This window comes from Cupriavidus necator N-1 (genome assembly GCF_000219215.1).
Lineage (GTDB): Bacteria > Pseudomonadota > Gammaproteobacteria > Burkholderiales > Burkholderiaceae > Cupriavidus > Cupriavidus necator.
Window position 1 is genome coordinate 1,231,714 of sequence record NC_015726.1, and the last position, 14,198, is coordinate 1,245,911.

14 protein-coding genes and 1 tRNA gene are annotated in these 14,198 nt (G+C 67.2%); 8 read left to right on the forward strand and 7 right to left on the reverse strand.

Annotated elements, in window-relative coordinates; genetic code table 11:
• Positions 1 to 190: 190 nt before the first annotated feature.
• The 3 genes from CNE_RS05915 to CNE_RS05930 form a co-directional block, all read right to left on the reverse strand.
• Entirely contained in the window at positions 191 to 625 is a 435-nt protein-coding gene (locus tag CNE_RS05915; protein ID WP_041228342.1) for a universal stress protein, read from the reverse strand.
• A 448-nt stretch (positions 626 to 1,073) separates the two neighbouring features.
• A complete protein-coding gene (locus CNE_RS05925) occupies positions 1,074 to 1,289 on the reverse strand; it encodes a YdcH family protein (protein WP_010808971.1) in 216 nt (71 codons plus the stop codon).
• Between the two features lie 223 nt (positions 1,290 to 1,512).
• Entirely contained in the window at positions 1,513 to 2,331 is an 819-nt protein-coding gene (locus CNE_RS05930; RefSeq protein WP_013956226.1) for an inositol monophosphatase family protein, read from the reverse strand.
• A 122-nt stretch (positions 2,332 to 2,453) separates the two neighbouring features.
• On the opposite strand from CNE_RS05930, the gene CNE_RS05935 reads away from it, so the two are divergent.
• Complete coding sequence (locus tag CNE_RS05935) at positions 2,454 to 3,353, forward strand: RNA methyltransferase (protein WP_013956227.1); 900 nt, start codon at positions 2,454 to 2,456, stop codon at positions 3,351 to 3,353.
• A gap of 305 nt (positions 3,354 to 3,658) precedes the next feature.
• Positions 3,659 to 4,402 carry a serine O-acetyltransferase gene (gene cysE / locus CNE_RS05940; protein ID WP_013956228.1) on the forward strand — a complete coding sequence of 248 codons (744 nt, stop codon included), beginning with the start codon at positions 3,659 to 3,661 and terminating at the stop codon, positions 4,400 to 4,402.
• Positions 4,403 to 4,432: 30 nt separating this feature from the next.
• Here the strand turns inward: cysE and CNE_RS05945 are convergent, their stop codons facing one another.
• From CNE_RS05945 to CNE_RS05960, 4 genes are all read right to left on the reverse strand, one after another.
• Positions 4,433 to 5,230 (reverse strand): UDP-2,3-diacylglucosamine diphosphatase, encoded by a 798-nt coding sequence (locus tag CNE_RS05945; protein ID WP_013956229.1) that lies wholly within the window; start codon positions 5,228 to 5,230, stop codon positions 4,433 to 4,435.
• 66 nt (positions 5,231 to 5,296) lie between these two features.
• Positions 5,297 to 5,797, reverse strand: coding sequence for a peptidylprolyl isomerase (locus tag CNE_RS05950; RefSeq protein WP_013956230.1), 501 nt, complete (start codon positions 5,795 to 5,797; stop codon positions 5,297 to 5,299).
• Positions 5,798 to 5,818: 21 nt separating this feature from the next.
• Positions 5,819 to 6,403 (reverse strand): peptidylprolyl isomerase, encoded by a 585-nt coding sequence (locus CNE_RS05955; RefSeq protein ID WP_013956231.1) that lies wholly within the window; start codon positions 6,401 to 6,403, stop codon positions 5,819 to 5,821.
• Positions 6,404 to 6,474: 71 nt separating this feature from the next.
• The gene (locus tag CNE_RS05960) at positions 6,475 to 7,176 is read right to left on the reverse strand and encodes a tetratricopeptide repeat protein (RefSeq protein ID WP_013956232.1); all 702 of its coding nucleotides are present in this window, start codon (positions 7,174 to 7,176) and stop codon (positions 6,475 to 6,477) included.
• A 283-nt stretch (positions 7,177 to 7,459) separates the two neighbouring features.
• Here CNE_RS05960 and cysS point away from each other — a divergent pair, with 283 nt between their 5' ends.
• From cysS to CNE_RS05990, 6 genes are all read left to right on the forward strand, one after another.
• Entirely contained in the window at positions 7,460 to 8,848 is a 1,389-nt protein-coding gene (gene cysS, locus CNE_RS05965; protein WP_013956233.1) for a cysteine--tRNA ligase, read from the forward strand.
• A complete protein-coding gene (locus CNE_RS05970) occupies positions 8,845 to 9,684 on the forward strand; it encodes a DNA-3-methyladenine glycosylase family protein (protein ID WP_013956234.1) in 840 nt (279 codons plus the stop codon). The genes cysS and CNE_RS05970 overlap by 4 nt, the downstream gene beginning before the upstream one ends.
• Before the next feature lie 115 nt (positions 9,685 to 9,799).
• Positions 9,800 to 10,771 (forward strand): acetyl-CoA carboxylase carboxyltransferase subunit alpha, encoded by a 972-nt coding sequence (locus CNE_RS05975; protein ID WP_010808961.1) that lies wholly within the window; start codon positions 9,800 to 9,802, stop codon positions 10,769 to 10,771.
• Positions 10,737 to 12,188: a tRNA lysidine(34) synthetase TilS gene (gene tilS, locus CNE_RS05980; protein WP_404997183.1), complete on the forward strand. Its 1,452-nt coding sequence runs from the start codon at positions 10,737 to 10,739 to the stop codon at positions 12,186 to 12,188. The genes CNE_RS05975 and tilS overlap by 35 nt, the downstream gene beginning before the upstream one ends.
• Positions 12,189 to 12,311: 123 nt before the next feature.
• Positions 12,312 to 13,562: an aspartate kinase gene (locus CNE_RS05985; RefSeq protein ID WP_010808959.1), complete on the forward strand. Its 1,251-nt coding sequence runs from the start codon at positions 12,312 to 12,314 to the stop codon at positions 13,560 to 13,562.
• A gap of 129 nt (positions 13,563 to 13,691) precedes the next feature.
• Positions 13,692 to 13,785, forward strand: a tRNA-Ser gene (locus tag CNE_RS05990).
• Positions 13,786 to 14,198 lie beyond the last annotated feature (413 nt).

The following is a 14,198-nucleotide window of genomic DNA, read 5'->3' on the forward strand; positions in this document are numbered from 1 at the left end:
CTCCGCTCGGATCGCCGCCTTGCGCAAGCCGGTTGGCGGCCGCGCGGGGCGTCCGGGCGGTCATCCGGCGGCCTGGGGCCATGGCGCGAAGGGGCGTTTTCGAATATGGGCGATATGGTACAGCACGGGGCAGCGGTTGCCGCGCCGCGTGGGCCGGATCTGGCCCGGCGGCGGGGGCGGCGGCGTGCCGTCAGCGGAACACCAGCACCGGCACGTCGCTGTGGGTCAGCACCTTCTGCGTCTCGCTGCCCAGCAGCAGCCCGCTGATGCCCTTGCGGCCGAGCGAGGCCATGAAGATGACGTCGCAACCCAGGTCCCGGGCGGCGTTGACGATGCCGTGATACGGGGCGCTGGCGGCCGAGACGTGGCCCGCGCAGGGGACGCCGGCCATTGCCGCCGCGGCCTCGATCTTGGCCAGTTCCTGGCGCGCCAGTGCCTCCACGCGTTGCTGGAATACCTCGCGCCGCTCATGGGTGCTGTCGCTGCCCACCATGTAGGGGTAGGTCTCCACGCACATGTAGGGCGTCAGGCGCGCCGCGGCAGTGCGGGCAAACTGGATGGCGGCGGACACGGCCTTGTGGGAAAGCTCGGAACCGTCGACGGGCAGCAGGATGTGCTTGAACATAGGGGCCAGCTCCACCTGCAGGCGGTACTTCTGCTTTTCGTAATTGCGCCGCGACATCAGGTTCTGGTACGGGTACGCGCCTTCGCGCCAGCCCGCGGACAGCTCGTCGTCCGGATGGCGCTTGCGGCCGGCCTGCCACGCGGCGGGATCGCCTTCGAGGATCAGGCTGCGCAACTGCGCTGCTTCGTCGGGCGCCAGGCCGTCAAGCAGCGTGCGCACGGCGTCGAGCATGTCGACGCCGTGGCCGGCGCGGCTGGCCAGGATGTCCTGCATACTGCTGGCCACCAGCTGCACCGCGGCGTCGACGGCGCTGTCGACTTCATTGCGCTGGGCTGAAAGCGCCGAGTTGGTGGGCAGCACGTCGCCCCTGGCCGTGGCGCGGGCACGTGGCGGGGTAGCGGCGTGGGAGGGCTGGATGGTGTCGCGATCGGTCATCTGCGGTCCTCCGTCAGGCAGCGGTGTTGCGCAGGATCGCGTAGAGCTGGTCCTTGAGCAGGAGCTTCTCTTTCTTCAGCCGCTCGATCTCGAAGGTGGAGGCCGGCACCAGCCCCGACTCCATGTTGTGGATTTCCTGGTCCAGCGCGTTGTGGCGGTGGAACAGGCGCGCGAAGCGGGCATCCTGCGTCTTCAGGGTGGTGATCTGGTCGCGGTATTCGGGAAACATGCTGGCTCTCCTGCTGGATCCGCGCGCACGGGGCGTGGCGCATGGTTTCATTTTGGGGAGGGCAGGGTGGGGCGACCTTGACGAGGATCATGGCCGTCTGGGGAATGAGAAAGGTCTGCAGTGCAGGGCGCGGTGGCAGGCGGGGCGCACCATGCAAAACGCCCGCCGGGGTGCGGCGGGCGTCGGGGTATGGCTGATCTGGCCGTCAGGCCAGGTGCCGGTGTCAGGCGGCGGGCTTGGCGTTGTCCAGCGAGAACGGCGACAGCAGGCGCACCATCTGGGCGAACGCCTTGGGGTTGCCGGCCAGCACTTCGCCCTGTTCCATCTGGCGCGGCTCGCCGGCGTAGTTGCCGACCAGGCCGCCCGATTCGGTGATCAGCAGCATGCCGGCAGCCATGTCCCACGGCTGCAGGCCGCGCTCGAAGAAGCCGTCCAGGCGGCCGCAGGCCACATAGGCCAGGTCCAGCGCGGCTGCGCCCGGGCGGCGCAGGCCGGCGCAGCTGCGCGTCATCAGCGCGAACAATTCCATGTATTCGTCCAGGCCTTCCAGATCGCGGAACGGGAAGCCGGTGCCGATCAGGCAGTCGGCCAGCTTGTCGCGGCGCGTGACGCGGATGCGGCGGTTGTTCAGGAAGGCGCCGGCGCCCTTGCTGGCGGTGAAGAGTTCGTCGCGGGTCGGGTCGTAGACCACGGCCTGCACGGGCGTGCCGCGGTGCAGCTGGGCGATCGAGACCGCGTATTGCGGGAAGCCGTGGATGAAGTTGGTGGTGCCGTCCAGCGGGTCGATGACCCAGGTGTACTCGTGGGTGTCTTCACCCTCGGCCCAGGACTGGCCGGATTCTTCCGCTAAAATGCCGTGTTCCGGGTAGGCCGTGCGCAGGATCTCGATGACCGCGGCTTCGGCGGCGCGGTCCACCTCGGTGACAAAATCGTTGTGTTGCTTGCGCGAGACGCGCACCAGATCGACGTCGAGCGACGCGCGGTTGATGATGGATCCCGCCTTGCGGGCCGCCTTGACGGCGATATTGAGCATCGGATGCATGAATCTCTCCAGGCCGGCCATGACGACGCGGCGGGGCGCAAAAGCGCCGCACGCCCGCTCATGGGCAGCTGACAACACAACGGATTGTAGAAGAACGTCGGGCGTCGCCGGTTCTGCTGCAAATGTGCCGCGAGAGTCTCGCGAGCAAGCAAAAACCTGGCGCCGCGCCAAAGAAGAACCCCGAATTGTATATGAACCCGGCAATTGATACGAGCCAGCCCGCTGCCGATGGCAACAGCGGAGACCCCGGCGGCGACGCCTTCGGCCGCGTGCGTTTCGTGCTGGTCGAAACCAGCCACCCGGGCAACGTGGGCTCGGTGGCGCGCGCGATCAAGACCATGGGCTTCGGCAGCCTGGTGCTGGTCTCGCCACGCGAGCCGGATGTGCTGCGGCACCCCGACGCCATCGCCATGGCCAGCGGTGCCGACGATGTGCTGGCGGGCGCGCTCATCGTCGACCAGGTCGACGCGGCGCTGGCCGGCGCCGCGCTGACCGTGGCGATGACCGCGCGCCACCGCGAGTTCGGCCCGCCGCGGCTGTTGCCGCGCGCGGCCGCGGAACGTGCGCGGCAGACGCTGTCCGGCAGCGGCGGCGTTGCCTTCGTGTTCGGCAACGAGCGTTATGGCCTGCCCAATGAAGTGGTCGAGCGCTGCAACGCCGTCACCCATATCCCCGCCAATCCCGCCTATACCTCGCTGAACCTGGCGCAGGCGGTGCAGCTCATCGCCTACGAGTTGCGGCTGGCGCTGCTGGAGGCGGCCCCGGACGCCGGCGCCAATATCGGCTATGCTGGTGAGCCGGCCACGGCCGAGCAGGTCGAGGCCATGTTCGGCCATCTGCAGACGGGCCTGGAGGCGATCGGCTTTCTCGATCCGTCCAACCCGCGCAGGCTGATGACCCGGCTGCGCCGGCTGCTGGCACGCAGCGGCCTGGAGCGCGAGGAAGTGAATATCCTGCGCGGCATCGCCAAGCACATGCTGATCGCCGCGCAGAACCAGCCGGGCCCGCACCAGGACCGGTGATAGGAGCAAGGACAGTGGCAGCAAACCGGAGCGATTCGATGCAGGGCGATGCAGGCATGCGCGGCAAGCGCGCGTGCTGTCGTCCCGCGGCTGCGGGTTTGCGCAGGCCCGGGCGATGTTGATCGCAGCATCGCCGCAATGTCCCTGACGGATCAGGGGCCAAACACCGGTACCCCAAGCGGGTCCGGCAAATCACTTACACTCCCTGATCCCGTCCCCACCGGCCACTGACCTCGCCGGCGACCCTGCCCCGGGCACCAGCCCGCGTGGCGCGGCGCACGGCGCGGCAACACGACACGACCAAGATGTTCTCTCGCCTGAAGGAAGATATCGACACGATCATGCTGCGCGATCCCGCCGCGCGCAGCCGCCTGGAGGTGCTGACTTGCTACCCCGGCCTGCATGCCGTGGTGTTCCACCGCTTTGCGCATGGATGCTGGAACGCGGGCTTCCACTGGCTGGGGCGCTGGATCTCGCACTGGGCGCGGTTTTTCACCGGCATCGAAATCCATCCGGCGGTCAAGCTGGGCCGGCGCGTATTCATCGACCACGGCATGGGCGTGGTGATCGGCGAGACCGCCGAGATCGGCGATGACTGCACCATCTACCAGGGCGTGACGCTGGGCGGCACCTCGCTGTACAAGGGCCAGAAGCGGCACCCCACGCTGGGCGCCAACGTGGTGGTGAGCGCGGGCGCCAAGGTGCTGGGCGGATTCGTGGTGGGCGACGGCGCGCGCGTGGGCTCCAACGCGGTGGTGCTCAAGCCGGTGCCGGCGGGCGCGACTGCCGTGGGCATCCCGGCCCGTATCATCCTGCCGGATGCGCCATCGGCGCAGCAGGGTGCCAAGCAGGAGTTCTCGGCCTACGGCATCACGCCCAATGCGGACGATCCGGTGTCGCTGGCGCTCAAGAGCCTGATCGACAATGCGGGGCGCCAGCACGACCGCATCGAGGCGGTGCTGGCCGCACTCGACCGGCTTGGCGAACACCTGGAGAACACGCCGAACGATCCCTTCGACGCGAGCGAACTGCGCAGGCTGATGAAGTGAGCGGGGCAGGGGCCGGGCCGGCGCTGTCGCTCAGTCCGTCTGCGGCAACAGGCGGAAGCCGTCGCGATCCAGTTGCAGCACCGCGGCGCGCGGATGGGCGCCGTCCAGGTCCCAGTCAGTGAGCACCCAGCGCACGCCGGCGGCTTCTTCATGCCGTGCCGGGCGGTGCGTGTGTCCATGCACCAGCAGCGACGCACCGGCGGCGCCGAGCAACTCGGCCGCGGCGGCGGGCGCCACATCACCATAGATCACCGGCACGGGCGCACCCGCGCTCAACTGCCTGGCGCGGTTGCCTTCACTGTCTGCCCGCAGCTTGCGGGCGATCGACAGACGCGCGCTAAGCGGCAGTGCCAGGAACACGCGTTGCACCCAGCCCTTGCGGGTCCAGCGGCGGAAGCGGTTATAGCGTTCGTCGTCGATGCACAGCATGTCGCCGTGGCTCAGCACCACGCGCTGGCCGGCACAGTGGATCACGGTGGGGTCGGGCAGCAGGCTGGCACCGGCCGCGCTGGCGAAACGCTTGCCCAGCAGGAAGTCCCGGTTGCCGTGCATCAGATACACGGCCACGCCGCGCGCGGCCAGTGCGCGCAGGGCGCCGGTCACGCGCTGCGCGAAGGGCGAGTCGGTTTCTTCGTCGCCGATCCAGAATTCAAAGAAGTCGCCCAGGATGAACAGCGTGCGCGCGTGCTGCGCGGCGCGCTCGAGCGTGCGCTCGAAGGCCGCCAGCGTGCGGGGCATGCCGGGCGTCAGGTGCAGGTCTGAAATGAACCACGCCGGCGCCTGTGCCTCGAAGGGACCGGCCACCGGCGTGTGGGGGATTGCGGTCATGCGCGGTGTCGGAAGGGGAATGCCGGCACGTGGATGCGCACGGAACCGCAATCGGCAGGCATCGGCTTACTCGACGATGACGGCCTTCTCGATCACCACGTCTTCCAGCGGCACGTCCTGGTGGAAGCCCGAGCTGCCGGTGCGCACGCCCTTGATCTGGTCGACCACGTCGGTGCCTTCCACCACCTTGCCGAACACGGCATAGCCGAAGCCCTGCGGCGTGGGCGAGGAGAAGTTCAGGAAGTCGTTGTCGACCACGTTGATGAAGAACTGCGCGGTGGCCGAGTGCGGGGCGTTGGTGCGCGCCATGGCCACGGTGTAGCGGTCATTCTTCAGGCCGTTGCCGGCTTCGTTCTCGATCGGGGCGTCGGTGCCCTTTTGCTTCATGCCGGGCTCGAAGCCGCCGCCCTGGACCATGAAGTTCTTGATCACGCGGTGGAAGATGGTGTTGTCGTAGTGGCCCTTGCGCACGTACGACAGGAAGTTCTCGACCGACTTCGGGGCCTTTTCGGCGTCGAGTTCAATGGTGATGACACCCTGGTTGGTGTGGAGCTGGACCTTGGACATGGGATTTCCTCTGTTCGGTAATTATTTGACGACGGTGGCCGACTCGATCACGATCGGCGCGGCCGGCACATTGCGCATGGGGCCGTAGGCCGTGGTCGGCACGCTCTTGATCTTGTCGATCGTCTCCATGCCTTCCACCACCTTGCCGAAGACGGCGTAGCCGTTGCCGTCCGGCTGCGGGTAGTCGAGATTCGAATTATCCACCACATTGACGAAGAACTGCGCGGTGGCCGAGTTGGGGTCGCTGGTGCGTGCCATGGCCACCGTGCCGGCCTTGTTCTTCAGGCCGCTACGGGCTTCCAGCGGGATCGGCGCACGGGTGGGCTTTTCCTTCATGTCGCGGTCAAAACCGCCGCCCTGCACCATGAAGCCATTGATCACGCGATGGAAGATGGTGCCACTGTAGAAGCCGCTCTTCACATATTCCAGGAAGTTCGCGACGGTCTTCGGCGCGGCCTCGGGGTAGAGCTCGATGGTGAACTTGCCGGCACTGGTGACGAACTGGACGCGTTCGGCGGCCTTTTGCTGCGCCAGCGCGCTGAACGAGGACAGTGCCAGGGCGCCTGCGGTCAGGCCGGCCAGGACGATGCGACGGGAACGGATCATGAAGGAACTCCGGTAAGTCTGGATGCACATGGTCCGGGCGCGCCGCGCCCGGACCTTGGAATGGGTGGCCGTCAGTTGGCCGCAGGGGCGCTGGCAGGTGCCTGGCGCTGCGCTGGCGTCGCCTTGCGGCCAGTGCCGGCGGGCGCCGCCGGCGACGCGGCATCAGGGTTCAGCTGGCGCAGGCCGGTGCTGGCGCGGGCATCGCCCGGATTGCGGCGCAGCGCTTCGGTGTAGGCCTGCTCGGCCAGGCGGCGGTAGACGTCGCCCAGGTTGGTGTAGCCAATGGCGAAGCCCGGCTTGACTTCGGTGGCCAGCAGCAACTCGGCCTCGGCGCGCTTCAGGTCGCCGCGCTTGGCGTAGAGCAGCGCCAGGTTGTTGTGGGGCTCGGGCAGTTCCGGGAAGTCCTGCGCCATTTCGGCAAAGGCCTGGATGGCGGCGTCCTCGCGGCCGGACTGGGCCAGGGCCCAGGCGCGCTGGAAGCGTGCCTGCGCATTGCGCGGGTTGGCGGCCAGCACGCGGTCAAAGCCCTTGATGGCTTCGTCGTAGCGGCGCGCGTTGGCGGCCTGCTGGGCCTCGCTCATGCCAGGATCGGTCGACTGGATGCCACCGGCCGGCGCTGTCGGCGCGGCCAGCGACAGCGGGCCGTTCTGCGCGTAGGCAGGGGCCGCCAGCGCGGCGGCAAGGGCCAGCAGGGGCAGTACGGCGCGATGGCCGCGTCGGCGCGCGGGGGCGGCGAACATGGCAGAACACGGGGAGGGCAGCGGCAGGCTCATTGAGGACAGGTCCGTTATACTCCGCGGCATTCTAGCAAAGCGGCAAGTCCGGCACGAAGGGCGATGCCATCGGGGCGGCAGGCGCGGCATCTGGCGCGGCCTGGCAGCGCGGTGCCGGAGGCAACCTGCGCACCGCCTTCCGGTAAGATATGGGGCGCGACGGAATTGCGCCAGTGGCCGCGTTGCCGCCGGCGGCCTGCCAGGCGCCGGGCAACCGGCGCCACGGCCCGCGCTGCCTGCTGTGCGAACCCCGGCAGTCTCCTCTCACCACTCACTTCGTTTCATGCAGCTTCTGAACATCTACAACACGCTCGCGCGTGAGAAACAGCCATTCGTGCCAATCGAACCCGGCAAGGTCCGCATGTATGTGTGCGGCATGACGGTGTACGACTATTGCCACGTTGGCCACGCTCGCGTGATGGTGGTGTTCGACATGGTGCACCGCTGGCTGCGTGCCGCCGGCTACGAGGTGACGTATGTGCAGAACATCACCGACATCGACGACAAGATCATCCGCCGCGCGGCCGAGAACGGCGAGACCATCGGCGAGCTGACCACGCGCTTTATCCAGTACATGCATGAGGATGCCGCCGCGCTGGGCGTGATCCGCCCTGACCACGAGCCGCGCGCCACCGACTACGTGCCGCAGATGCTCGACATGATCGGCAAGCTGGAAGCCAGGGGCCTGGCCTACCAGGCCAGCGACGGCGACGTGAACTATTCGGTGCGCAAGTTCGACGGCTACGGCAAGCTCTCGGGCAAGTCGCTGGAAGACCTGCGCGCCGGCGAGCGTGTCAGCGCCAACGACGCCAAGCAGGACCCGCTCGACTTCGTGCTGTGGAAGTCCGCCAAGGCCAGCGAGCCGCCCGAGAGCAAGTGGGACTCGAAGTGGGGCGCCGGCCGCCCGGGCTGGCACATTGAATGCTCCGCCATGAGCTGCACGCTGCTGGGCGAGCATTTCGACATCCATGGCGGCGGGGCTGACCTGCAGTTCCCGCACCACGAGAACGAGATTGCGCAGTCTGAAGGCGCCAGCGGCAAGCCCTTCGTCAATATGTGGATGCACAACGGATTCGTGCGCATCAACGACGAAAAAATGTCCAAGTCGCTTGGCAATTTCTTCACCATCCGCGAGGTCCTGAAGTCGTACGACGCTGAGGTCGTGCGCTTCTTTATCTTGCGCGCGCACTACCGCAGCCCACTGAACTACAGCGACGCGCACCTGGACGATGCGCGCCACGCCCTGACACGCCTGTACACGGCACTCAAGGACAGCCAGCCGGGCGGCTGCGCGGTGGACTGGGACGAGCCGCACGCCAGGCGCTTTGCCGAGGCCATGGGCGACGACTTCAACACGCCGATCGCGATGTCGGTGCTGTTCGACCTGGCCAGCGAGATCAACCGCACCGGCTCGACCGCGGCTGCGCGCCAGCTCAAGGCGCTGGCGGGCACGCTGGGCCTGCTCGAGCGCGATCCGCATACCTTCCTGCAAGGCGGCAGGTCCGACGACGGCATCTCGCCGGAACAGATCGAGACCTTGATCGCCGCGCGCAAGACCGCCAAGCTGGAGCGCAACTTTGCCGAAGCGGACCGCATCCGCGCGCAACTGCTGGAAGCGGGCATCGTGCTGGAAGACAAGCCGGGCGGTGCCACCGAGTGGAGGCGTGCTTGAACGCTGCCGCGCGCAAGCCCGCCACCGCCACGCCGCCGGCCACGTCTCCCGCTACGAGGGGCCGGGCGAAGGCGGCCGGTCCGCGCCCGGGCAAGGCTGGCGCCAGCGAGGCGCCGCTGCCGGATGGCAAGGACGCGGCCAGGGGCACGCGCAACGCCAAGGCCGTGCTGCCCGAGGCGGATGCGGTACCGCTGCCGGTCGAAACCGTCATCGATGCGGTGCGCCCCGCCTACTGGGACGAAGCCTGCGCCGACCTGATGAAGCGTGACCGCATACTGCGCAAGATGATCCCGACCTACGGCCCGGCGCACCTGGTGTCGCGTGGCGATCCGTTCGTCACGCTGGCGCGCGCGGTGGTGGGCCAGCAGATCTCGGTCAAGGCGGCGCAGTCGGTGTGGGAGCGGCTGCATACGCTCTGCCCCAAGCTCACCCCGGCCCAGTTCCTGCGCGCCGGTCCCGAGAAGCTGGCAGGCTGCGGCCTGTCCAAGCGCAAGGGGGAATACCTGATCGACCTGGCCGACCACTTCAAGGCGGGCATGGTGCATGTCGCCGAATGGGCGCAGATGGACGACGAAGCCGTGATCGCGGAGTTGACGCAGATCCGCGGCATCGGCCGCTGGACCGCGGAGATGTTCCTGATGTTCAACCTGATGCGGCCCAACGTGCTGCCGCTGGACGATATCGGCCTGATCAACGCAATCTCCGCCAACTATTTCAGCGGCGAACCCGTCACCCGCAGCGAGGCGCGCGAAGTCGCGGCCAACTGGGAGCCGTGGCGAACTGTGGCGACGTGGTATATGTGGCGCAGTCTCGACCCGTTGCCAGTGACGTATTAGGCATCGCAGAAAGAAAATTTAGTGGCAGGTGCAGTCCGGGCTATCTGGCAGGCGCTAAGATAGCGACCAAATTCCGGTAGAATGCGCCCCTTCACAGACAGGTACGTGTGATTTTATGAAAACCACCTTCCTGGATTTTGAGCAGCCCATTGCCGAACTTGAGGCAAAGATCGAAGAACTGCGCTTTGTGCAGGACGATTCGGCTGTTGATATTTCCGAAGAGATTTCGCGGCTGGCCGGCAAGAGCCAGCAGCTGACCAAAGACATCTACGCCAACCTGACCCCGTGGCAGGTTGCGCAAATTGCCCGCCACCCCCAGCGTCCCTATACGCTGGACTACGTGCGCGAGATCTTTACCGATTTCCACGAGCTGCACGGCGACCGCACCTTTGCCGACGATCTTTCGATCATCGGCGGCCTGGCGCGCTTCAACGGCCAGGCGTGCATGGTCATCGGCCACCAGAAGGGCCGTGACACGAAAGAGCGCGCCATGCGCAATTTCGGCATGCCCAAGCCCGAGGGCTACCGCAAGGCGAAGCGCCTGATGGAGCTGGCGGACAAGTTCGGCCTGCCGATCTTCACCTTCGTCGACACCCCGGGCGCATTCCCCGGCATCGATGCCGAAGAGCGAGGCCAGTCAGAGGCTATCGGCCACAACCTGTACGTGATGGCCGGCCTGAAGGTGCCCCTGATCGCCACCATCATCGGTGAAGGCGGTTCGGGCGGCGCGCTGGCGATTGCCGTGGGCGACGTGGTGCAGATGCTGCAGTTCGCCACCTACGCGGTGATTTCGCCCGAAGGCTGCGCCTCGATCCTGTGGAAGACGGCCGAGAAGGCACCGGAAGCCGCCGAGGCGCTGGGCCTGACCGCGCACCGCCTGAAGGCGCTGGGCCTGATCGACAAGATCGTGAGCGAGCCGCTGGGCGGCGCGCACCGTGACTACAAGGGCATGGCGGCGATGCTCAAGCGCTCGCTGGCCGAGTCGCTGCGCCAGTTCCAGGGCATGAGCGTGAAGGAGCTGCAGGCCCGCCGCTACGAGCGCCTGCTCGCCTATGGCAAGTTCAAGGAAACCGGCACCCAGGACTGAACCGTCCGCCCGGCTGACCGACAAGGTCGCACAGGCCCTACAGGCCGGTGCGGCCTTTGTTGTTTCTGGCGGCGGCACGGGCGCGGCGACGATCGCCGTGGCCCTGTCGGGCGGTCGCGATTCGGTCGCGCTGCTGCATGCCGCCCGCGCGGCCGCGGCGGAGTGGGGCGTTGGCGCGCGCGTGGTGGCGCTGCATGTCCACCACGGCCTGCAGGCGGATGCCGACGACTGGGACCGCTTCTGCGCCGCGCTGTGCGCGCAGTGGCAGGTCGGCTATTTCGTGCGGCGCGTATCGGTGCAGCCCGAAGCGGGAGAGGGCGTGGAAGCGGCTGCGCGCCGCGCGCGCTATGCCGCGCTGGCGGCGATGTGCGCCGACAGCGGCGCGCGCCTGCTGCTGTTTGCCCACCACCAGGACGACCAGGTCGAGACCGTGCTGCTGCGGCTGTTCCGCGGCGCTGGAGTGGCCGGCATGGCTGGCATGCCAGCGCTGCGCCCGCTGGACGAGCGCAGCGGCGTGATGCTGCTGCGCCCCTGGCTGGATGTGGCCCGCGCCGAGATCGAGGCCTATTGCGCGGCCAACGCACTGCAGTGGGTCGACGACCCGTCCAATGCTGATGAGCGCTATGCGCGCAATGCCTTGCGCGCGCACCTGCCGGCGCTGGTGGCGGCCTTTCCGGCGTTGTCGGCCAATGTGGTGCAGGCAGCCGCGCATTTCGCCCAGGCAGGCGCACTGATCGACGAACTGGCAGCCGCCTCGCTGGCGGCGCTGGCGCGCCCCGGCCGCGATGCCGACACGCTTTCCGAACTCGACCTGGCAGGGCTGCGCGCCTTGCCCGTGGCACATGCCGATGCCGTGCTGCGCTTCTGGCTGCGCGACCTCGGCGTGCGCGCGCCGTCCACCGCTCGGCTGGCGGCTATGCGCGAGCAACTGGTCACCCACGCTGGCGGCGAGCCCGCGATCGCGCATGAGGGGCTGGTCCTGCGCCGTTTCCGCGACCGCGTGCTGGCCTGCACGCCGCCACCGATCGCTGCGCCGGCACCCGTGACGCTGGACTGGCGCGGCGAGGTCCGCATCGTCGTGCCAGCCTGGCGCGGCGAACTCCATTTCTTCCGCGATGACACCTTCGGCGTGCCCGAAGCGGTGCTGCGCCAGCCCTTGCGCCTGGCCGCCCGCAGCGGCGGCGAGCGTATCGTGCTGCGTCCGGGCGGCCCGGCCCGGGCCCTGAAGCAGGCCTGCCAGGAAGCCGGCATCCCGGCCTGGCGCCGCGCCTGGCTGCCGTTGCTGTGGTCTGGCGATACGCTGGTGCTGGCCGCCGGCCTGGGCATGCACCGCCGCTGGCCGGACGCCCCGGCAGCGCCGCGCTGGTGCGTCGAATGGCATCCGCGGCCGCCGGCAGTGGCGATGCCGACGCACTGAAGCTCCCGGATCGCCGCCGGCATCACTTCCGATCTGCAGCCCGAACCCCGCTCCCGCCTTGCCTCACGGGGCTTGTTCGTGTATTTTCAAGGGCTTTGCATAATCGCTGGCGTCGACAAGAAGATGGCTCTCATCGTTCACAAATACGGCGGCACTTCGATGGGTTCCACGGAACGCATCAAGAATGTCGCCAAGCGCGTGGCCAAGTGGCACCGCGCCGGTCACCGCGTAGTCGTGGTGCCTTCGGCCATGTCGGGCGAGACCAATCGCCTGCTGGGACTCGCCAAGGAAATTTCGCCGCAGCCCAATCCGCGTGAACTGGACATGCTCGCCTCGACTGGCGAACAGGCCAGCGTGGCACTGCTGGCCATCGCGCTGCACGGCGAAGACATCGACGCGGTCAGCTACACCGGCTGGCAAGTGCCGGTGAAGACCGACTCGGCCTATACCAAGGCCCGTATCGAATCGATCGACGACGAGCGCATCCTGGCCGACCTCGACGCCGGCCGCGTGGTCGTGATCACCGGCTTCCAGGGCATCGACGACGACGGCAACATCACCACGCTGGGCCGTGGCGGCTCGGACACCTCGGCCGTGGCCATCGCCGCCGCCATCGAGGCCGACGAGTGCCTGATCTACACCGACGTCGACGGCGTGTACACCACCGACCCGCGCGTGGTCGAAGACGCCCGCCGCCTGGACCAGATCACCTTCGAAGAAATGCTGGAAATGGCCAGCCTCGGCTCCAAGGTGCTGCAGATCCGCTCCGTGGAGTTCGCCGGCAAGTACCGCGTGAAGACCCGCGTGCTGTCGTCGCTGACCGACCCGCTTATGCCGCTCGAGCAGGAAATGCACTCGGGCACGCTGATCACTTTTGAGGAAGACTCCACCATGGAAGCAGCCGTCATCTCCGGCATCGCCTTTGCCCGTGACGAAGCCAAGATCACCGTTCTGGGCGTGCCGGACAAGCCGGGCATCGCCTACCAGATCCTGGGCCCGGTCGCCGACGCCAACATCGACGTCGACATGATCATCCAGAACCAGTCCGTCGACGGCAAGACCGACTTCACCTTCACCGTGCCGCGCGGCGAGTACCAGCGCGCGCTGGCCATCCTGAACGACGGCGTGAAGTCGCACATCGGCGCCGGCAGCGTGTCGGGCGACCCGAAGGTGTCGAAGGTATCGGTGGTGGGCGTGGGCATGCGCTCGCACGTGGGCATCGCCAGCAAGATGTTCCGCACCCTGTCGGAAGAGGGCATCAACATCCAGATGATCTCCACCTCGGAAATCAAGATCTCGGTGCTGATCGACGAGAAGTACATGGAACTGGCCGTGCGCGCGCTGCACAAGGCCTTCGAACTGGAACAGGCGTGATCCGTTCGTGAACACTTCTGGCGGGACCGCGGTTTTTGTGTTGAGTGATCGATTTTTCGTTGACCAACACGTGCGGCGCCGCTAGAATACGCGCTTCGTTGTGTGGCTCCCTCACACAACGCAAGTTTGGGAGACGTGGCCGAGAGGTCGAAGGCACTCCCCTGCTAAGGGAGCATCCGGGCCAAAACCTGGATCGAGGGTTCGAATCCCTCCGTCTCCGCCAGAAATGGCGGCGAACCCCGGAAGATCGCGGTCTTCCGGGGTTTTGTTTTTTGCGGGTCCGGATTCCTGCTGTGCGAGCAGACACCCGCCACTTCTCGGCTGCTGCTCGTGCCGTTGCGTAGAGCGGCGCCAACGATTCCACCCTCGAAGTCCATATCGCAATCTGGCGACGAAAGAGCGCCAGTTTCTGCAGATGCTCCCGTTAAAGCCGTTGATCTGATTTCGAAGCCCACGGCCAGCGCGTGCCTGGATAACTCGCGAACGGAGTCAGTATTTACGCTTGCGGCTAGCTTCTGCCAGGCCACTGTCCCCCCTAAACTGCCACCCCACTTAAGTTGGGTGTTTACGCGGCGATAATCAGGGCCCGTTTTTCCCCGCTTGTTATAGATTGTTAATACATATAAGAGGCTGGAT

Bases quoted from the DNA above. Each gene is read 5' to 3' on its own strand.
- CNE_RS05925 (WP_010808971.1), bottom strand. From the start codon at position 1,289: ATGTTTCCCGAATACCGCGACCAGATCACCACCCTGAAGACGCAGGAT.
- cysS (WP_013956233.1), top strand. From the start codon at position 7,460: ATGCAGCTTCTGAACATCTACAACACGCTCGCGCGTGAGAAACAGCCA.
- CNE_RS05950 (WP_013956230.1), bottom strand. From the start codon at position 5,797: ATGTCCAAGGTCCAGCTCCACACCAACCAGGGTGTCATCACCATTGAA.
- CNE_RS05960 (WP_013956232.1), bottom strand. From the start codon at position 7,176: ATGAGCCTGCCGCTGCCCTCCCCGTGTTCTGCCATGTTCGCCGCCCCC.
- CNE_RS05945 (WP_013956229.1), bottom strand. From the start codon at position 5,230: ATGACCGCAATCCCCCACACGCCGGTGGCCGGTCCCTTCGAGGCACAG.
- CNE_RS05955 (WP_013956231.1), bottom strand. From the start codon at position 6,403: ATGATCCGTTCCCGTCGCATCGTCCTGGCCGGCCTGACCGCAGGCGCC.
- tilS (WP_404997183.1), top strand. From the start codon at position 10,737: ATGGCAAGTTCAAGGAAACCGGCACCCAGGACTGAACCGTCCGCCCGG.
- cysE (WP_013956228.1), top strand. From the start codon at position 3,659: ATGTTCTCTCGCCTGAAGGAAGATATCGACACGATCATGCTGCGCGAT.
- CNE_RS05915 (WP_041228342.1), bottom strand. From the start codon at position 625: ATGTTCAAGCACATCCTGCTGCCCGTCGACGGTTCCGAGCTTTCCCAC.
- CNE_RS05975 (WP_010808961.1), top strand. From the start codon at position 9,800: ATGAAAACCACCTTCCTGGATTTTGAGCAGCCCATTGCCGAACTTGAG.
- CNE_RS05985 (WP_010808959.1), top strand. From the start codon at position 12,312: ATGGCTCTCATCGTTCACAAATACGGCGGCACTTCGATGGGTTCCACG.
- CNE_RS05930 (WP_013956226.1), bottom strand. From the start codon at position 2,331: ATGCATCCGATGCTCAATATCGCCGTCAAGGCGGCCCGCAAGGCGGGA.
- CNE_RS05935 (WP_013956227.1), top strand. From the start codon at position 2,454: ATGTGCCGCGAGAGTCTCGCGAGCAAGCAAAAACCTGGCGCCGCGCCA.